At 49.9% G+C, this 21,498-nt stretch carries 24 protein-coding genes; 12 read left to right on the plus strand and 12 right to left on the minus strand.

The features are described 5' to 3' along the window. Positions 1 to 310: 310 nt before the first annotated feature. Positions 311 to 451, minus strand: a complete 141-nt coding sequence (locus P4D80_RS13515) for a hypothetical protein (RefSeq protein ID WP_421654523.1) — start codon at positions 449 to 451, stop codon at positions 311 to 313. Positions 452 to 817: 366 nt separating this feature from the next. Between P4D80_RS13515 and P4D80_RS13520 the strand changes: the two genes are divergently transcribed. From P4D80_RS13520 to P4D80_RS13555, 8 genes are all read left to right on the plus strand, one after another. Continuing rightward, positions 818 to 1,057, plus strand: a complete 240-nt coding sequence (locus P4D80_RS13520; protein WP_421654524.1) for a hypothetical protein — start codon at positions 818 to 820, stop codon at positions 1,055 to 1,057. Beyond that, on the plus strand, positions 1,008 to 2,972 hold the full coding sequence (ppk1, locus tag P4D80_RS13525) for a polyphosphate kinase 1 (protein ID WP_421654525.1): 1,965 nt from the start codon (positions 1,008 to 1,010) through the stop codon (positions 2,970 to 2,972). The genes P4D80_RS13520 and ppk1 overlap by 50 nt, the downstream gene beginning before the upstream one ends. A gap of 251 nt (positions 2,973 to 3,223) precedes the next feature. Beyond that, positions 3,224 to 3,523, plus strand: coding sequence for an HU family DNA-binding protein (locus tag P4D80_RS13530; protein ID WP_421654526.1), 300 nt, complete (start codon positions 3,224 to 3,226; stop codon positions 3,521 to 3,523). A gap of 10 nt (positions 3,524 to 3,533) precedes the next feature. Next, positions 3,534 to 4,628, plus strand: a complete 1,095-nt coding sequence (gene cobD, locus P4D80_RS13535; protein ID WP_421654527.1) for a threonine-phosphate decarboxylase CobD — start codon at positions 3,534 to 3,536, stop codon at positions 4,626 to 4,628. Between the two features lie 221 nt (positions 4,629 to 4,849). Beyond that, positions 4,850 to 6,292: a dihydrolipoyl dehydrogenase family protein gene (locus P4D80_RS13540; RefSeq protein ID WP_421654528.1), complete on the plus strand. Its 1,443-nt coding sequence runs from the start codon at positions 4,850 to 4,852 to the stop codon at positions 6,290 to 6,292. An 81-nt stretch (positions 6,293 to 6,373) separates the two neighbouring features. Continuing rightward, the gene (locus tag P4D80_RS13545) at positions 6,374 to 7,069 is read left to right on the plus strand and encodes a hypothetical protein (protein WP_421654529.1); all 696 of its coding nucleotides are present in this window, start codon (positions 6,374 to 6,376) and stop codon (positions 7,067 to 7,069) included. 244 nt (positions 7,070 to 7,313) lie between these two features. Continuing rightward, complete coding sequence (locus tag P4D80_RS13550) at positions 7,314 to 7,991, plus strand: hypothetical protein (protein ID WP_421654530.1); 678 nt, start codon at positions 7,314 to 7,316, stop codon at positions 7,989 to 7,991. 289 nt (positions 7,992 to 8,280) lie between these two features. Continuing rightward, entirely contained in the window at positions 8,281 to 8,520 is a 240-nt protein-coding gene (locus tag P4D80_RS13555; RefSeq protein ID WP_421654531.1) for a hypothetical protein, read from the plus strand. A gap of 309 nt (positions 8,521 to 8,829) precedes the next feature. On the opposite strand, the gene P4D80_RS13560 is transcribed toward P4D80_RS13555, so the two are convergent. The 3 genes from P4D80_RS13560 to P4D80_RS13570 all read right to left on the minus strand — a co-directional run bounded on the left by P4D80_RS13560 (position 8,830) and on the right by P4D80_RS13570 (position 12,376). Continuing rightward, positions 8,830 to 10,092 (minus strand): metallophosphoesterase family protein, encoded by a 1,263-nt coding sequence (locus P4D80_RS13560; RefSeq protein WP_421654532.1) that lies wholly within the window; start codon positions 10,090 to 10,092, stop codon positions 8,830 to 8,832. An 8-nt stretch (positions 10,093 to 10,100) separates the two neighbouring features. Beyond that, positions 10,101 to 12,011 (minus strand): ATP-dependent zinc metalloprotease FtsH, encoded by a 1,911-nt coding sequence (ftsH, locus tag P4D80_RS13565; protein WP_421654534.1) that lies wholly within the window; start codon positions 12,009 to 12,011, stop codon positions 10,101 to 10,103. A 164-nt stretch (positions 12,012 to 12,175) separates the two neighbouring features. Next, complete coding sequence (locus P4D80_RS13570; RefSeq protein WP_421654535.1) at positions 12,176 to 12,376, minus strand: hypothetical protein; 201 nt, start codon at positions 12,374 to 12,376, stop codon at positions 12,176 to 12,178. Positions 12,377 to 12,510: 134 nt separating this feature from the next. On the opposite strand from P4D80_RS13570, the gene P4D80_RS13575 reads away from it, so the two are divergent. Together P4D80_RS13575 and P4D80_RS13580 are read left to right on the plus strand one after the other, a co-directional pair. Then, entirely contained in the window at positions 12,511 to 12,705 is a 195-nt protein-coding gene (locus P4D80_RS13575; protein ID WP_421654536.1) for a hypothetical protein, read from the plus strand. A 66-nt stretch (positions 12,706 to 12,771) separates the two neighbouring features. Next, a complete protein-coding gene (locus P4D80_RS13580; RefSeq protein WP_421654537.1) occupies positions 12,772 to 13,362 on the plus strand; it encodes a transposase family protein in 591 nt (196 codons plus the stop codon). A gap of 136 nt (positions 13,363 to 13,498) precedes the next feature. Here the strand turns inward: P4D80_RS13580 and P4D80_RS13585 are convergent, their stop codons facing one another. After that, the gene (locus tag P4D80_RS13585; RefSeq protein WP_421654538.1) at positions 13,499 to 14,308 is read right to left on the minus strand and encodes an FkbM family methyltransferase; all 810 of its coding nucleotides are present in this window, start codon (positions 14,306 to 14,308) and stop codon (positions 13,499 to 13,501) included. Positions 14,309 to 14,632: 324 nt separating this feature from the next. Here P4D80_RS13585 and P4D80_RS13590 point away from each other — a divergent pair, with 324 nt between their 5' ends. Further along, positions 14,633 to 14,779 carry a hypothetical protein gene (locus tag P4D80_RS13590; protein WP_421654539.1) on the plus strand — a complete coding sequence of 49 codons (147 nt, stop codon included), beginning with the start codon at positions 14,633 to 14,635 and terminating at the stop codon, positions 14,777 to 14,779. Here P4D80_RS13590 and mgsA read toward each other — a convergent pair. The 7 genes from mgsA to P4D80_RS13625 all read right to left on the minus strand — a co-directional run bounded on the left by mgsA (position 14,769) and on the right by P4D80_RS13625 (position 19,750). Next, positions 14,769 to 16,046 (minus strand): methylglyoxal synthase, encoded by a 1,278-nt coding sequence (gene mgsA, locus P4D80_RS13595; protein WP_421654540.1) that lies wholly within the window; start codon positions 16,044 to 16,046, stop codon positions 14,769 to 14,771. The two genes, P4D80_RS13590 and mgsA, sit on opposite strands and share 11 nt — an antisense overlap. A gap of 1 nt (position 16,047) precedes the next feature. Further along, on the minus strand, positions 16,048 to 16,950 hold the full coding sequence (locus P4D80_RS13600) for a hypothetical protein (protein ID WP_421654541.1): 903 nt from the start codon (positions 16,948 to 16,950) through the stop codon (positions 16,048 to 16,050). Positions 16,951 to 17,007: 57 nt separating this feature from the next. Beyond that, a complete protein-coding gene (locus P4D80_RS13605; RefSeq protein WP_421654542.1) occupies positions 17,008 to 17,805 on the minus strand; it encodes a hypothetical protein in 798 nt (265 codons plus the stop codon). A gap of 12 nt (positions 17,806 to 17,817) precedes the next feature. Further along, a complete protein-coding gene (locus tag P4D80_RS13610; protein ID WP_421654543.1) occupies positions 17,818 to 18,783 on the minus strand; it encodes a hypothetical protein in 966 nt (321 codons plus the stop codon). A 33-nt stretch (positions 18,784 to 18,816) separates the two neighbouring features. Next, a complete protein-coding gene (locus tag P4D80_RS13615) occupies positions 18,817 to 19,014 on the minus strand; it encodes a hypothetical protein (RefSeq protein ID WP_421654544.1) in 198 nt (65 codons plus the stop codon). A 75-nt stretch (positions 19,015 to 19,089) separates the two neighbouring features. Next, positions 19,090 to 19,314: a hypothetical protein gene (locus tag P4D80_RS13620; RefSeq protein WP_421654545.1), complete on the minus strand. Its 225-nt coding sequence runs from the start codon at positions 19,312 to 19,314 to the stop codon at positions 19,090 to 19,092. A gap of 10 nt (positions 19,315 to 19,324) precedes the next feature. Continuing rightward, on the minus strand, positions 19,325 to 19,750 hold the full coding sequence (locus P4D80_RS13625) for a hypothetical protein (protein WP_421654546.1): 426 nt from the start codon (positions 19,748 to 19,750) through the stop codon (positions 19,325 to 19,327). A 356-nt stretch (positions 19,751 to 20,106) separates the two neighbouring features. Here P4D80_RS13625 and cax point away from each other — a divergent pair, with 356 nt between their 5' ends. Continuing rightward, positions 20,107 to 21,216: a calcium/proton exchanger gene (cax, locus tag P4D80_RS13630; RefSeq protein WP_421654547.1), complete on the plus strand. Its 1,110-nt coding sequence runs from the start codon at positions 20,107 to 20,109 to the stop codon at positions 21,214 to 21,216. Positions 21,217 to 21,498 lie beyond the last annotated feature (282 nt).

Here is a 21,498-nt window from a genome sequence, read left to right on the forward strand (position 1 = left end):
TGGCTGGGGGCTTCGCCCCCACTCCCTCTCTAATTCCAATGTCCTAATGCACCCGCGTAGAGCTATAAAAAGCGAATGCTTGAGGTAACGCTCTTTTTGGGCTTCTCAATGCGGCAATACTAGACGGGCAAATACGGCTCAAAACCAAGACGTTGATTAAGCCGAGCCAGTACAGCCAGAAACATCACTTGGGGCAATGAGGGTGTTCTAGAAACGGGGCTCTGACTCCTTGAAACCCTGATTCCCTCGACCCTCTTTCCAGAGATTGCAAAAAAAATTGATAAACCCGTCTTACCCAGAATTGCCGACATTACGTGCTGACTTGCTTAAACGGCAGGAGGAGAAAAGCACTTATTGTGGACTCAGCTTTTTGCCAGGCGATCTGATTAAACTCCATAATCAAGATGGTAATTACAATAATCATCGTCGCCAAAACCTGGCACTGTTGCATCGTCACTGCCAACAACCAGATACCTGCAACAGCGATAACTATCGAAACTGGTATTGTTAACAAACAACCAAGTTGGAGAGAAGCCGAATGCACGGAAATGGGGAAGTCCGATTTTGAAGTCAAGCAGATGGGGCGACCTACCTGCTCAGGTTAACCAGTCCCGTGATGAAGTTATTGCTCTTTACATCTATCACTCATTCACTCATTCACCCTTCCTCCATCACTCATTCACCCTTTCACTCCATTACTCATTCACCCTTTCACTCCATTACTTATTCACTCCCCACTCATCCACTCCCTCACGCCCTTCCCCTTCTCCTGGCCCCTGACTTCTGGATTCTGACTTCTTCCTTCTTCCTTCCTTCTATGCCCCGCCGCAAAAAACCCACGGTTACGGAAATCAATCTGACTGACCCGCAGTATTACTTCAACCGGGAAGCAAGCTGGTTGGAGTTTAACAATCGGGTATTGCACGAAGCGTTTGACCCGCGCACGCCGCTGCTAGAACGATTGAAGTTTCTCGCTATTTTTAGCTCCAATTTGGATGAGTTTTTTTATGGTGCGGGTGGCGGCGCTAAAGCAGCAGGTGGAGGCACAGGTCACTAAACTGACTCCCGATGGGCGATCGCCCCAGGAGCAACTTGACCTGATCAGTCAGCGCTTGCGTCCTATGGTGATGCAGCAGCACAAACACTTTCAGCAAGCTTTGCGACCTCTACTGGCAACCCAGGGCATTTATTTGCTGGACTATATTGACCTTAACCAGGAGCAACGGACTTATTTGCAACACTATTTTGATGAGCAAATTTTTCCGGTGTTGACACCGCTGGCGATTGATCCAGGTCATCCATTTCCCTACATTTCCAACCTCAGCCTCAACCTGGCAGTGGTGATTAAAGATCCAGTAACGGAGGAAGATTTGTATGCACGGGTTAAGGTTCCCAATATTCTGCCGCGCTTTTTACAGCTACCAGAAGAATTACGGGTTCAACAGAAGGATATACCAGCGATCTGGACGGCGGTTCCCCTGGAGCAAGTCATTGCCCATAACCTGGAAACCCTTTTCCCCGGCATGAACATTCAGGAGTACTATCCCTTCCGCATTACTCGCGATACGGATCTGGAGTTGGAAGAGGATGAGGCCGATGATTTGCTGTTGGCTATCGAGCAAGAGTTACGGAAGCGTCGTTTTGGTGGTTCGATTGTCCGCCTTGAGGTGCATTCTTCTATGCCCGAAACGGTGCGGGAAATGTTGCGTCAGGAAATGGACTTGAGTGAAAACGACGTTTACGAAGCGGAAGGTATCCTCTGCCTGCGAGACCTGTTTACATTGGCAGACCTTTCCATCCCCGAACTGCGTGACCCTGTGTGGACTTCTACGGTGCCAAGCCGGTTACGAAAGAACGGGGATTCTTTGCTGAAGGATGGTCCGATTGAGCTTGAAGAGGATTTTTTTGCCGTTATTCGGAAACATGATGTGATGGTGCATCATCCCTATCATTCGTTCTCGAATACAGTGCAGCGATTTATTACTCAGGCCGCCTACGACCCGGATGTGCTGGCAATTAAGATGACCCTCTATCGCACCTCTGGCGATTCGCCCATTGTCAATGCGTTGATTGCCGCTGCCGAAAATGGCAAGCAGGTGTCTGCCCTGGTGGAATTGAAGGCACGGTTTGATGAGGAAAACAATATTAACTGGGCCCGGAAACTGGAAAGTGTCGGCGTTCACGTAGTTTATGGTTTGGTTGGACTAAAAACCCACACCAAAGTTGTGCTGGTGGTGCGTCGGGAAGAAGGACGGATTCGCCGCTACGTTCATATTGGTACAGGAAACTACAATCCCAAAACGGCTCGTCTTTACACCGATGTGGGGCTGCTGAGTTGCCGGGAAGAGTTGGGAGCCGATTTAACTGATTTGTTCAATTATTTAACAGGGTATTCCCGGCAACAATCCTACCGTCAGTTGTTAGTGGCCCCGGTGAATTTGCGCGATCGCATGCTTACCCTTATCCGCCGCGAAACAGCCCACGCCAGAGAAGGTTGCCATGCCCGTATTGTTGCCAAAATGAATGCTCTGATTGATCCCTACATTATTGCGACGCTTTATGAAGCGTCGCAGGCAGGGGTCCAAATTGACCTGATTGTACGGGGCATGTGCTGTCTGCGCCCGCAGGTACCTGGTGTGAGCGACAACATCCGGGTGATTAGTATTGTTGGGCGGTTTCTAGAACACTCCCGCATCTTTTACTTTCACAACAAGGGGCAGGAAGAGGTGTTGATTGGCAGTGCGGACTGGATGCCGCGTAATCTGGACCGTCGAGTAGAAGCTGTGGTGCCGGTTCAGGATAGTGCGATCGCCAAAGACCTCCAGGAAATTCTGGGCATCATGCTGGCGGATAACCGTCAGGCGTGGGATCTCCAGCCTGATGGTCGCTATGTTCAACGCCGCCCCACTGGGGATAGTCCAGAGCAAAGTTCACAACGAATTTTGATGGAACTGGCGCACCAGCATGGCTGAAATGCCCTATTCATAGGGGTTGCTTATGGTTTTGCAACTTTAAAATTAGGAAAAAAGTCTCAAAAGCCATATATCTTAAAGGTTTCGTAGATCCAGAATTAAAAAGAGACTTTAGAATAAAGCATTGAAAGAACGATTCTGAGGGAGTTTCAGCCGTTCCATCCAGAATTCTCCTCAGGTTAGTGCACCGAAATCTCAGTTTGAGAGCAGAATTGACCGTGTTTCGTGTCCGATAGCAACAAGGAGACCCTATGAACAAAGGCGAATTGGTTGATGCTGTAGCAGACAAAGCCAGCGTAACAAAGAAGCAGGCGGATGCTGTTTTAACTGCTGCCCTTGAGGCAATTGTTGAGGCGGTGAGTGGGGGGGATAAAGTCACGCTGGTTGGCTTTGGTTCTTTCGAGTCGAGGGAACGCAAAGCCCGTGAGGGACGCAATCCCAAAACTGGCGCTAAGATGAATATTCCAGCGACTAAAGTGCCTGCATTTTCCGCTGGAAAATTGTTTAGAGAAAAAGTGGCTCCTGTGGCTAGCAACGGTAAGAAAAAGTAGTCAGTACTTCGTGAAACGACCCTTTGAACGTCCTTTACATGGGGGGAATTTAGTTTGGGCAGCCTCGCTGGCGAACTGTTCCCCCTCTGCTATTTTGGATTTTTCGGCCAGTATCAATCCCCTGGGACCACCGGAGTCGGCGATCGCTACCCTCCAAACCCACCTGACCACCCTGAAAGCCTACCCTGATCCCCAATATCATCAGCTACGGTCTGCCCTTAGTGAGTTTCACGGTCTTCCTGCCGATTGGATACTGCCAGGTAACGGAGCTGCCGAACTGTTGACTTGGGCCTGTCGGGACTTATCAGCACTGGATTTCACTGCCCTGCTCACCCCAGCTTTTAATGATTACTGGCGTGCGCTCAAAGCCTTTAGTGCCAGGGTTTTGCCCTGTTCGTTGCAGGACTTTGAGCAACAGACAGCAGATTTTGAATTGGCTTTTCAGAATTTCGAACCTCCTGTTTTGAGTCGTGCCGGGCTCCTATTGAATAACCCCCATAACCCAACAGGAATACTCTTTAGCAAAGAAGCGCTGCTATCCCAACTGGCTCGATGGGCCTTGGTGGTCGTAGATGAGGCGTTTATGGACTTTCTGTTGCCAGAGCAGCAGCAGAGTGTCATTGATCAAATCCAGAAACATCCCAATCTGGTGGTTTTGCGATCGCTCACCAAGTTCTACAGCCTGCCAGGGTTACGATTGGGGTATGCGATCGCCCACCCGGATCGCCTGCAACGCTGGCAACAGTGGCGCGATCCCTGGTCAGTCAATACTTTAGCCGCCGCTGTGGGCGAAGTCGTCGTCCAGGATAATGAATTTCAGCAGCAAACCTGGAACTGGTTGTCGAAAGCAAAGCCACTCCTGTACCAGGGACTGGCCCAACTACCCGGACTCACCCCCTTCCCCGGTGCAGCGAACTTTCTGTTGGTGCAATCAGACCATTCCGTTACGGAACTTCAGTCGGCTCTCCTAAAACATCACCAAATTCTGATTCGAGACTGTTTGAGCTTCCCAGAACTGGGCGATCGCTACTTCCGAGTTGCTGTCCGTTCTGAACCCGAAAACCACCGCCTCCTGACCGGATTGGCTGAAATTTTACCCCTATAACGTTCACAAATAAGTCACAAATAAGTAGCCCGGTGCAAATAAATTAAGGATAATCTCGGGGTTGGAGGGGGCGAAACCCCTTGCCTGGGGGCGGAGCCCCCAAACCCCATATTGCAAAATCTAGTGTTTACGACACTAGATTTTGATATTCACCTTTCCTTCTGGCCTCTGGCTCTTTTCTTCTTCTTTCTTCCTTTCTGCTTCCTTCTTAACTCTTCTCCATGCCCGCTGACTACGACCTGATTGTGATTGGCAACAGCCATGCCGGAATTTGTGCCGCGATCGGAGCTGCCCGCCTAAAAGCTCGTGTTGCTTTGATCACGCAAAATTCCACCTTGAGTGGCTCAGAATTGCTTAACACTCATGTTTTTCAGGAGATCGGGCAGTTTCTCTGGCAAACCCGACAGGCTGAACACATTGGGTTCTGGAGTTCTTCAGGTTCTCCACAATCCAGGTGGTTAGAGTCAGCCAGTCAATGGGCGAAGGGCGTATCCGAAACCATCGAAACTCTTTATTCCCCAGCAGGACTCTCTTCATTGGGAATCGAAGTCATTGAAGGACAGGGTGGGTTTTGCCGCAAACCAAAGCCTGGATTTATTGTCAACGGGCGGTATTTGCGATCGCGCGCCTATCTCCTCGCCATTGGTTGCCGTCCGATTATTCCAGAAATTGCTGGTTTAGAGACGCTCAGCTATCTGACTGCCGAGGTGGTTCTACAAGAATCCCATACTGTCAAGCCGTCTAGCAGCCTGGTTATAATTGGCACGGATCCAGTGGGGGTCGAACTGGCTCAGACCTTTACACGTTTCAGAGTGCAGGTCACCATCGTCACTCCTGCCACTCATGTTTTACCCAATGAAGACATAGAAACCGCGCAACTGATTCAAGCCCAGCTAGAGGCAGAAGGCATTCGGGTGTTCACTCAAACCAGTGTGACTCAAGTCAGGCAAATTCAGGAAAAAAAATGGGTGCAGGCTGGCAATCAGGCGATTGAAACCGATGAAATCTTGCTGGCAACTGGATGGGAGCCAGATGTTTCGTCCCTCAATCTGGAAGCGGTTGATCTTCGCCCCAATTCTCTGGGAATTCAGGTTAATCCAAAGCTTCAAACCAGTAATCCTCGTATCTATGCCTGTACAGGGCTGAGCGATCGCCATTACATCCCTCACCTTGCCGTTGCCCAGGCCAGAGTTGCACTTAAAAACGCCCTATTTTTTCCTATTTCAACTATGAATGATCACAACATTCCTGTGGTCGTCCATACCAATCCAGAACTGGCACGAGTGGGGCTGACTGAACACCAGGCAATAAAACAGTACGGCAAAGAGGTGGTGATTCTGAGGCAATCTTTCCAAACACTAACTAGAGCTCAGATTCGGGGAGAAACAACGGGCTTCTGCAAATTTATCCTGCGTCGGAATGGAAAGATTTTAGGTGCCCAGATCGTGGGGGCCCAGGCAGGTGAAATGATTGGAGCGATCGCCCTTGCCATGCAACGCCATCTCAACATTCAAACCCTTGCAAAAGTGGTTTATCCCTCGGTCACCTTTGCCGAAATCATTAGTCAAACTGCCCAGCAATGGAATCGCCTGTGCCTGGAACGAAGTCGTAGACTTCAGGATTGTTTAGAAGGCTTTTTCGATTTCAGACGTTTGCAACTTTAGGAAGTTAGAAAAAATTTACTGTATTACTACCCAGCAACTTGAAGAAGTCCGCTCTGAATACAGGTGAAACGAGGAATCGCCATGAAGAGAATTTGGATCATCCTTGTGTGCATTGCTGTGGGTCTAATTAGTAGTCCGCTTTATTTCTGGTATCAGGTCACTCGTTTACCAGAGTGGTATCACGATCGCACCGTTGCCGCAAATACGCTCGATTTGAGCGATCGCACAGCCATTCAGCAGGCACGGCAGACTGTGGATCAAAAACTTTCCAGCATTCAACCCGCGACTGATGGCAGTACTGAAGTGGAATTAACGGATTCAGAACTGAATGCGTTGTTTGCTTCAGAAGTTGCCCGTGTAGCTGAGACCCAGAACCTGAAACCCGCCGTGAAGCGAATTAGCACCAATATCGCTGATGGCAGAATTGAGAGCGGTGCTGTCATCAATTTAAGAAATTTGCCAGCGGATGCACTGACTCAAACCAAACAGAATGCGATCGTCAAATTGGTAAAGGCATTTCCAGGACTATCGGAAAGAGAAGTTTATGTGGGGATTGAAGGAACTCCATCTGTCGCGGACGGACAACTCAAGCTCGACGGCACTCGCCTCCGGATTGGTAACCTCAACTTATCCGTTACCGAGGTCGCTCATCGGTTGGGTATTTCAGAAAGCGCACTGCAAGAAAACCTCATTCGTCTGATTCCTTTAGACCAGGTAGGGATTCAAAGTGTGCAGTTGCGAGAGAATGCGGTGAAGATTCAAGGGAGGATGAATTAACCTGGAGTTTTATCGCTCTACGTGGGTGCATTAGGACATTGGAATTAGAGAGGAGTGGGGGCTTTGCCCTCAGCCAGGGGTTCCACCCCTGCATCCCTGGCCCGCCCATAATGACTACCGCTATATTTTGATAGGGCTGAAAAGCCCATTAACCTTTAGCAAAGGTCTATTCAGTTGGGGGAACTTTTTCCAGAAGCCATCGATCTACGATGTATTACCCCCCGTATTGCTGAGTAATCAAGTTATGTTGAACCTTCACCGCTGGCAGGCTGGTCCTGTCCTGATTGTTGCACTCGGAATGGTATCCAGCACGATCACTCCCCTCACTGTTCCAGCATCTGTTTCCGCCAACCCCGCTCCCTCCAGGGTGGCTCAGCTGTTTCCTCCATCCGGCGATTCCTACCGCTATCAAACTATCCCTGCTGGCACCCGTATCCCCGTTCGCTACGACGAAGCAGAGAAAATTGTGGTGGCACCCAATGAAACCGCTCCTGTAAACCTGAGAGTGGCCCGCAACCTCCGCAATACTTCCGGCGTTCTCCTGGTACCCGCCGGTAGCGAAGTTCGAGGCAAGCTGGTGCCCGTGGGTGGTGGCTCCCAGTTCATCGCAGAAACCCTGATCTTACCGGATGGCAACTCCTATCCCATCAACGCTGAGTCTCGCGTTGTAACCAGGAGAGAAGAGGTGAGCCGGGTTAATGGAACTGCGATCGCCACTGGCGCAGCCGTAGGAGCAGGTGCCGCAGCCATTTTATTTGGAGTTACTGGGAACCGTCGAATTAACTTTGGCAAAGTTCTGGCAGGTGCGGGTGTAGGAGCACTCGGTGGTCTGTTGCTGGGTAAAAGACGTTCAGAAGTGATTGTGATCAACCCAGAAACTGACCTTACATTGAGATTAACCTCCAGTCTGGCACTCCGTTAGGAGTGGATAGGTGGATGGGTGGATGGGTGGATGGTTTTGGGGTTTGTCAATTTTTTTGTGGCAATCCTGGAAAGGGGTCGAGGGAATCAGGGTTTCGAGGAGTGAGAGCACCATTTCTGAGACATACCTGATTCCTAGCCCCCAGTCCCCAATCCCTGACTCCTAACTCCTGTCTCCTGAATTCTTCCCTCTTCCCTCTTTCCAGACTCCGTCTCCATCCACCCTATCCACCTTTCCTCTCCCTCCCTAAACCCCTTATCCTAGAGGGGAAGGAATTTGTTGGAACCCCATGGCGAAACACACCCAAGCCCATCTATCTCGAACAATTGACAAAAGCAAGCCCACTGGACTCAAAGATATGACCAAACGTCAGATGGAGTACTACATGGGCGCAAAGTTGATTGAGATTGGAGTTGACCCCAAATCTGCCATCTATCGCTGGTCGATGGAGGTGAAAGGGAACAACGAAGTTTGGACTTATAGTGCGTACTGGGGAGACTCTAAGGAAAAGCTGCTCAATCAGGAATAGAAGTCACAAAAAGTCATACCGATTTAAATAATTTTGACGGCGGATGCCTGATGGAGGAAGCTAGGAGCTAGGAGACAGAATTAATGCTATTTCTGGCTCCTAGCTTTTCAAAGCCTTTTTCTGTTGCATTTATATCTCTACGCGGGTGCGTTAGGACATTGGAATTGGATAGGGAGTGAGGGTTTCGCCCCCAGCTAGGGTTAGAACCCCTGCACCCTGGTCCTAAGCCTGGTAGCTATCGCTATAGCAATTAAATTGGTGTCACAGAATAGCAGGCACGCCCTGGGCAGGCACCCAGGTGCTTATTCTTCATTCTGGTGGCAGCAGGAGGCTCTGCGCGAACTGGTATAGACTTTCCTCTGAGTGTCCCTGAAGTTGCAAATCTTTCAGGTCAATCAATCCCTGGGCCAGTTCTACTGCCTGCTTTTTGTAACTATTGTTAGCTGCCAACAGATCGGTAAACACTTCATATTCAACCTGAAGGCGGCTGGCTTCCTCAGCGATGGGAGAGGCATAGGTAACCGCATCAACATTGTATTTCAGGAGAAAGATTAGCGCTCCGCTCAACTGCTGGAGCCGTTGTTGGAGCTTTTGGGCATTGAGTTCCGGGCGATCGAACCCCACCTGTCCCTCGATTCGCAGTTCCACAATGGGTGCGGTTTCTGGGGCAAGACTGCCATTTTGGAGTGCTTGCTGAACAACTGCGGTGGCCGCTTCTTCAAGTTCTTCCACGCTTTCCTGTCCCTTAGCTACGACTTTCAAGCGTACAATTGGGCGTTGATAGTAATCCTGTTTCAGTTCTGCCCGGATTCCAGTTGAGTCTATTTCAACCAGGTAGGCACCTCGTTCAAATTGGCTTTCTTCCACACTATTGGCTTCTAAGGAGCCGGGGTTGAAGACCCAACCTTCGATCGCATAATTCTTATGAATATGCCCCAATGCAAGGTAGTCAATTCTAGCCTGCTTTAGAGGTAGCAAATCACTGTAGCGCAAAGCTCCCTGGTAGCGGGCGATTTGTCCCTCTACCCCGTGGTGAAACATGAGAATGGAGTGTTGTGGGCCGGGAGGAAGTTGCTGAATTGCTTCTGCCAGGGCTGCGATCGCCCTTGGCGCGGAAGCTCCATACCAGTAGGAACCCAAGACCCGCACTCCACATTCCAGATCAAGATATCCACCGCGTCTATTCTCTGGACTCCAGTGCTCATAGATAACTTCGCCCGTTGGGGCATGGTCGGGTTCCAGCAGAATCAGTAAATCCCAATCGGCCAGGTAACGCAGCCAGCTCGTTTTCGTACCGTAAGGGCGATTGTCGTGATTGCCTTCAATCGCCAGTACCGGAATACCTGCCTCCTTTAAATCGCGCAGGCAAAGCTGAACCTGGTTCAGAACATTGGGCTGGATGGTTCGGTGCTCAAACAGGTCGCCAGCAATTAATACGAAATCAACCTGGGCAGCGATCGCGTATTTCTCCAGCACATCTTTGAAAGCGTAGTAGAAATCGAGCGATCGCTCCTTGCTGTCGTAGCGATCGAACCCTAAATGAATATCAGCGAGATGAAGGAAGCGAGGCATAGAACGGGTTATGATGACTGGACAGCCGCAGTGGTTACGGTTCGTCCAGTATACTCTTCCACAATCTTGCGGAAGTCGTCACCTTCAATCGTTTCCTGGTCAAGCAGTAGATCAACTAACTTATCCACCAATGCCCGATTATCTCGGATAATGCGACGAGCTTCCTGATAGCAGTGCATGGCAATATCCCGGATCTGGCGGTCAATTTGGGTGGCGACTTCCTCAGAATATTCAGCCCGAGGAATCCAGTTGCGACCAAGGAATACTTCATTACCCGAACCCTCCAGGGCAACCAGCCCCAGATCGGACATGCCATAGCGGGTGACCATTTCCCGCGCCAGGTCAGCCACAGCCTTAATGTCGCTGCTGGCTCCAGCCGTAATCTCAGAATCTCCAAAGACTTCCTGTTCAGCAGCGCGTCCACCCAGGGCAATGGTGATGCGATCGGTCAGCCAGGCTTTGGTGTAAAGTCCACTGTCAATCATTTCCTCGTTGAAAGACTGCTGAGCAAAGCCACCCACCCCACCCGAACGGGGAATGATAGTGACTTTATTGAGCGGGTCAGAGTTTTTCAGCATCGTCATCAACAGCGCGTGGCCCACTTCGTGGTAAGCAATCAGCCGCTTCTTCTTGCTGTCGAGTAGGGGAGTCAGCGAAAGCCCAATTGTTACCCGATCGATCGCGTCATCAATCTCCAGCATGGTGATCGCTTCTTTGCGGCGACGGGCGGTGAGAATGGCAGCCTCATTCAACAGGTTGGCCAGGTCTGCCCCCGAAAAGCCAGGAGTGCGGCGGGCGATCGCCTCCAGCGACACATCCGGATCTAGCTTTTTATTACGGGCATGGACTTTCAGAATTCCCAAACGGCCCTTAAAGCTGGGCAGATCGACCGTCACCTGGCGGTCAAACCGCCCGGGGCGGAGCAGAGCAGAGTCCAGCACATCGGGACGGTTGGTGGCCGCAATGATGATGATGCCCGTATTGCCCTCAAACCCATCCATTTCGGTAAGCAACTGGTTCAGGGTTTGCTCCCGTTCATCGTTGCCACCGCCAATGCCCGCACCCCGCTGACGACCCACCGCGTCAATTTCATCGATAAAAACTAGACAGGGAGCATTTTCTTTGGCCTTCTTAAACAGGTCACGAACCCGTGAGGCACCCACCCCAACAAACATCTCCACAAACTCAGAACCGGAGATGCTGAAGAAGGGAACTCCCGCTTCACCAGCGATCGCCTTTGCCAGCAGCGTCTTACCCGTTCCTGGCGGACCGACTAGCAACACACCTTTGGGAATGCGAGCCCCCACAGCGGTAAAGCGCTCCGGCTTCTTGAGGAAAGTCACCACTTCCTGAAGTTCTTCCTTTGCTTCCTCAATACCCGCCACATCATCAAACGTTACCCCCGTCTTGGCTTCCATCTGGAACCGGGCGCGGGACTTGCCAAAATTCATCGCCTGCCCTGGGCCACCGGGCGCATTGCTGGAACGGCGAATAATCAGCAGCAATCCGCCAATCAGCAGGAAGAACAGCAGCAGATTTGCCAGCACGCTCATCAAAGCACCATTATCAGGCGAGGGTTGATTATCAAAATCAACTTTATTAGCCCGCAGTTTTTCAACCAGCTCAGGGTTCCCACCCTCAAAAATCGGAACTTCCCTTTCGGGTTCTCCTTTCTTCTGGCCTTCCAATGTAACTTCGGCCACATTTCGGGTAGGGTCAATTCTGACCTTAGTGACCTGTCCAGCATCTATTTTTTGCAACAGTTCCGTATAGGACATCGTGTTACGGCTACTGTCTGCCAGGGCTGGCGCCCCCAGCATGAGCCCTTGAGCAATCACCCAGGCAGCAATGAATCCTGTAGCGGTGGAATTGGTTCGTGGTTGTAGTCTTTTCATTGCATCGGTCTGGGAAGATTTCATACGGAATGCCCTTCGTCGATTAGTGGATTACTCTGACTGGCCGAGACTGGCTGACTGCTCAAACTGCCCAGCCAACATCAGAAGTAGGGGGTCTTTTCAAAAGTCTATCCTAACCTCTCCCTATCCTAGCGAACCCGTATGGCTGAAGGTTACAAAAGCTTTGATTATTGAATCTGTTGCCGTACCCATTGCCGAAAGGCGATTTCGGCTGAAACCTCATCCAGAAATGCGGCTTCCAAAAATTGGTATAAATTTGTTTTCTCAATCATTGGGAACGTGGGGGAGCGATCGCACTCTACATACTCCCCAGCCTCAAGAGCCGAGATTTTCCACTCTCGCCCATTAAACCACCAAAATTCTGGCACTCCCATACTGGCGTAAAGCCTGGTCTGATTACTAGACCTGCTGGAAAATAAGGGATCATGTTTGGCAGTTGCAAAATGCTCTAACAATACTGAACTTGGAAGGCATTCTCCAGAATGACCGCCTTTTGAGGGCAATGACAGGACTCAACCGCAAAGCATTTGAGAAACTCCTGCCCAGCTTTAGTGAGGCTTATCAGCAGAATCAGATAAAACCTGGGGTAGAGCGCAAACGTGCAGTTGGAGGGGGACGCAAAGCAACTCTACGGACAAACCGTGACAAGTTGTTCTCCATTTTGTTGGACTGCAAATGCTATCCCACATTCGACTGAATGAGTGTGTTGTTTGGCTTTGACCGCTCCTGTGCGTGGGACTGAGTTCATCATCTGCTGCCTGTTTTGGAGCAAACGTTAGGGCACAAACAGGCACTGCCGGAGCGCAAGGTGCGGAGCATGGAGGAATTTCTAGAACGCTTTCCAGAGGTTAAAGAAGTGATTTTCGATGGGACAGAGCGTCCCGTGCAACGTCCCAAAGACTCCGACAAACAAAAAGAGCATTACTCCAGCAAGAAGAAACGCCATACCCGTAAGCACATCACAGGCAGTACGCGAAAAAAGCGAGTGATCCTGCTGACGAAGGCAAGAGCAGGCACTGTTCATGACAAACGACAACTTGACGAAGCAGACTTGGTGGGCAACATTCCCGATGAAGTTGTGATAGAAGGAGCCTTAGGATTTCAAGGATTACAAAACGAATTTGAGAACGTTCATTTGCCCCACAAGAAACCAAAGGGCAAGAAATTAAGCGAACAACAGAAGCAGGAAAACCGCGAGTTCAGCCGTCAACGAGTAGTGTGTGAACATGCCCATGCAGGCATCAAACGTTATCGTTCGGTCACAGATGTTTATCGCAATCGTGTGCCTGATTTTGATGACCGCTTAATGCTAAACGCTGCTGGTTTATGGAACTGGTATTTGGATGCAGCATAAATTGAGCAAAGAAATGGGAAAACCTTGTCCCAAAGTAAATTTTATTTCCCAACAACTCTAAAAAAAATTCCTGTCAGGGAAAGGCTTTCACAACCCTCCCTGTTCACCAACAATTTAGAACAGTTACAATACTTGATCAGTACATTAACTGATCTATCCCTTCCCTGCTTCTATCCTCAACTTCCTTTTCAGATATAAACACAGGATTACAGAACCTTAATCTCGCTTTATTCTGAAACCATGCCATCTGGTCATAGATCCCAAATAGAACATAACCTAGCGGCTCAAGATATTGAATAAACTCCTGAATAGGGACATGCTTTTTATTGTTATAGTTCATGCCCGCCTCAACTTGTACGTAAGTTATTTTGTGATCCTCTAACAAAGATTTAGTGCCCTTGAGAACCTCTAAATCATAACCTTCAGTATCAATCTTTAAAAAATCAATCTGCTTAATGTCATGCTTCTGGCAAAAGTCTGGAATGGTGGTTACCTGAATCATTTCAGTTCTGGCAACTCCAGATTCACTAATTTCTATATTTGAGTGATTATTTGATGGATTCAACAGAGAGTTCTCAATTGAGTACTTCTGAAGAGTGATTTCAACTTGTTTTTCCTCAGATCCAAATGCCAACTGAAAACAGTGAACGTTTTTAGATTCTGAAAATTTCGCCTGTAATTCCTTAAAGGTTTCGTGAACTGGTTCAAAGCAATAGATCTGAGCGTGGGGCAATTTTTTAGAATACATCTTGGCTGATTGCCCAACATTAGCACCAACATCAAAAATAGTATTGAGATCACTGGTTGTTCTAGTCCTGATATCATCGAGAACATTTAGCCCGTGATAACGATTGATCCGGATGACTCGACAATTCAACAAATCGTTGTAGAGTCTTTGAGACTTTTGCAAAGTTCTAGTAATTTTTTTCTGCAACTTACTGAGCATTCAATAATACATCATCTAATGGCAGAAATTAATGGCAGAAATCCGATTGACTAACAAAAACTGGCTTAATTGCAAAACGGCAAGGTAATGATTTTTTGCTAATTCTACAGCCTTTCTTCTATAGCGTCTACAAACTATTTATGAACAAGGGTGCACTGGGCTGCTAATGGAGGGTGCTTCGTGAAACATCTGCCAAATGGCGATCCATATGTGCGACAAACTGGTATGGCTCTACGCGGGAGCTTTAGGACATTGGAATTAGAGAGGGAGTGGGGGCTTCGCCCCCAGCCAGGGGTTCCCCCCCTGCACCCCGTCCTAACCATAATGACTACCGCTATAATCATTCGTCAGAAGTCCAGTGCCAACAAGGGGGGCGAAGTGTCCCCACGCAGAAGTTCTACCCCTGCATCCCGTTCAGATTTCAAGAAGGAGCGCTATGTAGCCCGATATATAGCCCAAATTAACTATTAACAGGGACTAAAACCGTTAACCCATCAGGAATACATTCCACCTCAATTGGGGTTGTGCCAATTATTTCACCATCGACTACAACCTTTTGTGGCGGATCGGTTGTTATCTTAATTCGTCGAGTGCGACCGTGAATCACGTTTTTCTGCTGCTGAAGCCCTCCAGCTTTGACCAGGGCAGCCCCCAACATTCTGAGCATGGTGGTGATTGCCTGAAGTTTGGTTTCAGCGGTAGCAATGGTGACATCCAGTAATCCATCATCCATAATCACTTCTCCGGCTCCCTGCGCTAATACAGATGTCGGTGGAGCTGCATTGGCAACAGTAATAGCGTGGGCTTGCAACTGATGGGTTTCTCCTTCTGCCCCAATTACGGCTTCAAACAGCCCGCGCTCATCCAATAACTGCCAGCCTGCCATCAAATAGGCCATTGCCCCCCATTGATCTTTAAGTTCCCGACTGGCCCGTTCGACGGTTTCGGCTTCGTAGCCCACACCAGCTAACAAAATCATTGGAAGACCGTTACAGCAGGCAACATCGACGGTGCGGGTCTTGCCTGCCAGAATGACCTGACAGGCATTGCGGATGGGGAGAAACTGGGGAATGCCCAGGGCCACTGAAAAGGCGTTGGCGGTTCCCCTGGGAATAATGCCAAGGGGAATCCCAGTGCTGATTAGTTCTCCTGCAACGGAGGACACAGTGCCATCTCCACCGGAGGCAATGATGATGTCAGCTCCAGAGGCGATCGCATCCCGCGCCAGTTGGGCAGAGTCAGTATCCAGTGTCGTCTGGCAAACCTTCAGATGCAGGTGAGGTTCCAGCAATTGGCGAATCAAATCCAGATCTTGCTCCGCATTGCCCTGCCCCGCAATGGGGTTGAAGATGAGATGGGCGACCAGGGTTTTAGCAAATTGAGTCGCGATCGCCTCTGCGGTTGCCAGGTTGGTCGCCAGCGGAACGTTATGGACATTGCAAATCCGCAGAAGTGATTGCACATCAGGTTCGTGGGGCTGGGCATAGAGTGGATCGACCAGAAAAATAACGGCAGCGACATTGCCTTCAGCCACTTCAGCAGCAATTTGGACATCGCCTCCCTCCGGTCCCGGTAATTTGCGTTCAACCGACAAACTCGTTAAGTCTTGAATGCGCTGGCCAGTTGTGCCGGTTGCAATTAGCCGATAACGCCCTAACACTGGGGAATATTGCGAGGCAAACTGTACAATGTCATCTTTCTTCGCGTCGTGGGCAATGAGGGCGATCGTCGTAGGCATATCACCAGCCAATAGGGGTCGGGGCAATGGGTTCTATATCTGGATCATCCCCCCCCATTTGACTGGTACGCAGGATCCAGACGAGCGCTCCTTGCTTGAGAAATTGTTTGGCAATAGCCTCACTAGCCAGACGGGGGAGCAAGGTGCGCCAGGTTGCCAATCCTATCAGCAATCCTTGCACGAAATCCTCCTCAGGGCTGATTCCCAGTGTTTTTTTGTTTTCCAACCAGTCAGCACGGGCGGCACCCAGAGGCAGGAGTTCTCGTCGAATATGTTTAGCCAGGTTAACCAGTTGTTTATAGCGCTCGGCTTCACCAGGATCATCCTGCATCCATTCCTGGAGTTGGGGATTGGATCGGGAGGCATCATACAACCGTTTCAGTGCCCCATAGAGGGCCTGATTAGAATCCTGAGCGCAATAATTGTGAGCTGGGCCGACATAGGTACCCCCTGTACCGTCGCCAATCCGGTAACGGGCCACCATTTCTTCCAGTTGCTCAAGTAGAGCGTCCAATACTGATCGCCGCACTCCCTTTAGATCAAAGTCATCAGTAAAAGCACCTAGCTTAATCAGAATATCGACCACCGGACGGGTCCCCATCCAGCCAAACTGGCGATCGCCCATAAAACGGTGCCAGGCCGACTTTCCGGTAATAATACCATCTACGTTATGGGTATAGACCTGGTAATAGGTGATATCAAACATCAACTCATCGGTCAGGGGCTCCCGAATAACCTGTGCCACACCGTAGGCAAAATGGCCAAAAAAGACAGGTCCTTTAGCCGGTGGTTCCCGCTTTTTGCCACCAATGCCTCCATAGACGTGCATCAGCAGGGCCCGATCGCCCTCCTTCCACTGGGCCAGTACCGCCTGCAAATCGGACTCCTTTGGGCTAAGAAGCACCGACTTTGTGCGTCCCTTTTGCCCTTCCAGCTTCCATGCCTGTTGTTTTAGATACTTTCAGGTCGCCGATCTACCAACAATAAATTCATCCGGTTGCAGGCGCAGGAGTGCCCGTGGCGCGATCGCCTGCACTACAAATACTCCCGCCCCATTCTTGGCACCGTAGATGTACCAGCCCCATTCATTGGGGGGAGACTTGTCTATATCCCGATTACTGGATGGAAAAATTCCATTCATATCGGCAACTACCTGCGGAATGCGAACCACTTCCTCCACTCCATCAAACTGGCGAGAAATGGGATTGAAGTGGACGACCCGGAAGCGATCGGAACAAGAAGTGATCTGGTTTCCTACCTCGCTGGTTGTGGCTTTTGCTGGGCCCAAAATTTTCACCAAGGCATAGTACCGCCCCGTAATCTGTACAGGCTCGCTGCGGATATGGAGGGTGATGGAGTGATGGAGTGATGGGGTGATGGGGTGGATGGATGGATGAGTTGAATTTTGAGTTTCCACCACCCGACTCCCGACTCCCGGCTCCTGGCTCCCGATTCCCGACTCTCGACTTCCGACTTCTCCCTCCGTCATTTCCACTGGCTCACTCAGCATCACAATCACATCATCTACGGGATGGGCACCTGCCAGTGATTCTAGCGGCCCCACCTGCTGCCAGTGGTTGAGCCGGAATGGATGGACATAGCCCTGCTGCTGGCTGTAGATCGCCTCCGCGCTGAAGTGTACATTTTTCCTCACAGAGCGGACAAACCCCTGGACTCCAGGGGCTGTGCTCCAGCGCAGGGGTACAACCTGACCAATCAGGTACTCATAACCAGGGGGGGTATGGTGGACTTCAAACAAAGCTCCCCTGACCTACCGCCGTTGCTCTTTTGCAGGCAAAATCAACCGTCCCATCCAGGGCGAAATTGGACGGTAAAGCACTGGATCGACCTTTTGATTAAGTGGATAGTAGCTGGGCTGGTTGAATTCGGCCTGAATGTAGCGATCGTAATTGCCAGCTTCACCCCAGAGAATTCTCCGATTGAGTGACGACTTCCCTTGGATAATACCGGCAATGATGTCTACCGTCTGTTGCAGGTGGGTCCGCCCATCGGGGAGGTGAGCCTCTGCGCCGTAGGGACCCTGACAGCCATTATGCCCAACGGGACCAAGGGAAACGAAACTGATCTTGCCCCGCTTCTTTGCCCGATTCCAGTACGACAGAAAGAAGAATGGCCATCGGCGGGGAAACAGGACGGGGCCTTCTTTTTCAACGAAATCGTTGTCCCCCACAATGTGATAGAGGTGTTCCAGGAGCAGAACGTTCTGATTACCGCTGACCACCCCGGACAGGGAAATGACTTCAATAGGTGCCTGGAGAGTCCGCTTCAGGTAGGGAGCTGCGCCAACGGCTATCTGCGCCCCACCGCTGTAGCCCAAAAGCGTAATTGGAGTGCCACTTTCCAGCTGGTAACCGTGATTCATTAGACTGTTGTAAATGACCTGAGCAGTTCCGTGGTTGTAAATGGGGCCATAGCGCTGGTCGGCAGAAACGCTGACAATCAAGAGGTTGCGAATATTAATGGTGGCCCCGATCAGTGCCCCTACAATGCCACCAGATGCGCTCATTTGAAAGCGATCGGCGAAACGCCAGAACCAGGACAACAGGCGATTTTCTGTCAAAGGATAATTCAGCACTGAGTAAGGCATAATGCCTTTAATCAGCACAATGTCATCGGGAAGGGCGATCGCCAATTCCTCCAAAAACCGCTCCACCTCTGGCAAATACTCATACTGTGCCTGGGAAATACCATCCAGGTAAATCACATACTGACTCACCTCTCCATCAACCGGAAAAGGCTCTGCCAGAGTTCAAGGGTTTAACGTCATATCAATTTCATCCCCATACCAGCCCGCCCACCAGCCTAACGCCTCCAGAGGAGCCAGCAATCCAGCAAAGATAACACCTACCAACCCGATCCAGGCCAGCTCGAATGTGAGTTGCCAGGTCGTATCCATTCCTACGAACATATCCCACAGAAGTATCCGCACCTGAACAAACGCCAGCATACCCAGAAAAGCAACAACTGCAATTCCCAGATAGCGAGCGATTTTTTTGTCCTTTGCGGTTTGTCATGTCAGGAATCAGGAGTCAGGAGGTGGGAGCTTTGTTTCTATACTGCTTTCCATACGTTTTTCCAGATTCTTTAAATCGGTTACCAGGTTCACTCCAGCAACGCTGTTTGAAAGCCAGCGCCCAAACTTTGTGACCGAGCGACCGACGGTTCGCTGAGTGGCCTGTAACACAGCCCAGCCTAAAGCGCCAGACCAGAATGCTTGCCAGATGGTAAATCCCAGGACAGCTTTCATGCCGGTTAAATTAGGACAAAAAGCTCCACACCGACAGGAGGATAGAAATCGGTATTCCCAGATAGGGAAGGGCAATGAAAGTGCTGAAAAGCTGCGGGGCGTAGGCCAACTCGACGGTTCTGACGACGGTTAAAAAGGAGTCTTGCTGGCCCATGACAAATTCAGTCACCAGCCAGGTGCTCACACTCCAGAACCAGACCCCGATCGCAAACAAAATCGCCCCAATCACCAGGCTCAGGATAAAGCGCAACGGCTTAACCCGGTTCGCAAACAGAATAATCCCCTGCCCAACGGCCTGGGAAAACCCGGCCAGTAATACTACACCAGTGGCAGCGATCGCCCCTAGAGGGAGGGTTTGAATTTGCTGAAATGCTACCGCATCGAGGGTAATTGCTCCCCTCACCAGGTCCCAAAATCGATCCAGTGCCGTCTCCATTACACCCCTTTAATTCACAGATGACCCCGCTTTGGGATAAGCAACAAGGCAAAGTACTATCCAAATTACTTTATACAGGACAACTGTAAGAGGATGTTTGAGAAGTCTTACTGTCTATAAACACATCGTAGGGTAGAAACCGCCCACCAGCTCTAATTTAGGACCCTTCAAGTGTGAGATAATGCTCTATACAGCAGTCCTAAATCAGTCGTGAGATTGAGAAGCTTTGTAAGAAAGGATTCCTGCGGCATCCTTTCTCACAATCCCAATAGGATCGCTATGGCATTATCGGCCAGCTACCTCTATGAGCGGGCTACCTGACCCACTCTTACAGCTTCAGTGGGTTTCTGCGTGTAATGAAAGCGAAGGATCTGATTCCGCTCATTCTCCTTGTTTTTGTTCCCATCTCCGTTGCGGCTGACTTTCTGGAATGGGGCTCTACGGTGGTTTTTGTTACTTCCAGCCTGGCGATCATTCCCCTCTCGATATGGCTCAGCACGGCGACTGAAAAAATTGCCGTATTTACAGGTCCTTCCATTGGTGGGTTAGTTAACGCTTTTTTTGGTAACGCAACCGAACTGGTGATTGCCCTGGTTGCTTTGAAGGCCGGGTTGATTGACATTGTGCAAGCCAGCATTACAGGCACCATTTTGAGTGATCTGCTGGTGTTGATGGGACTGGCGATGCTGGCGGGTGGTTTGCGCTACAAAGAACAGCAATTTAAGCCCATTTTAACCAAAGTGAATGGCTCATCCATTACGCTGGCAGTGGTTGCGATCGCCCTCCCGACGCTGGTCATTAACACCTCCGGCCAGTTTGACGTGGTGGATATTCCCAACATTTCTATTGCTACTGCAACTGTGTTGATGGTGGTTTACGGCCTGACGCTTCTGTTTTCTCTCAAAACTCACAGTTACTTGTATGAGGTTGGGCTGGTTGAAGAAAACCTCGTTAGTTCGGCAGAAGAAAGCTCAAACCAATCCTCTACTCAAAATCCAAAGATTTCAAAATTAATGTTCTGGGTGATTGTGTTACTACTATCGACGATCGCCGTTGCTTTTGAATCTGATTTGTTTGTCGGAGTGGTTGAGCAAGAAATTCAGCGCATTGGATTAACCCCTTTATTTACAGGTGTTATTTTAATCCCGTTTATTAGTGATGTTGCGGGGTTTGTCACTGTGACCCGGCTGGCAATCAAAAACCAGATGGATTTAACCGTGGCAACTGCTACCGGAGATAGCCTCCTGGTGGCGTTGTTTGTTGCGCCTGTTCTGGTTTTCGTTGGCCAATTCATCGGTCAACCGATTGACCTCAACTTTAATCCATTTGAGGTAGCTGCTATGGCGATCGCTGTATCTGTAACAAACCTCATCAGTTCCAGTGGACGCTCCAATTGGCTTGATGGCGCTCTACTTCTAGCAACCTATTTATTACTGGGAGTGGCATTTTATTACCATCCGGCTTGAGGTAAGGTGTGGTTTAAGCGGATGTTTGAAAAGTCCTAGCCTGTAGCAAACTAGGAGCGTCTTCAAAAGGCGTTGCTGAATTTAGGTATGAAATAGGTGCTGCATGCTCGAAACTTCGTTTCGATTCATACTGCTTTTCAGTAACGCCTCAAAATTCAAAAAATGGTCAGTAGTTAGCCATCATTAATTGTAAAAGGGGGAGTGGGGGCTGCGCCCCAGGCAGGGGTTTTCACCCCTCCACCCAAAAATTATCTTTAATTTAATTGCGCCTGGTGGTCTGTC

The sequence above is a fragment of the Leptothermofonsia sp. ETS-13 genome, assembly GCF_049200465.1.
Lineage (GTDB): Bacteria > Cyanobacteriota > Cyanobacteriia > Leptolyngbyales > Leptolyngbyaceae > Leptothermofonsia.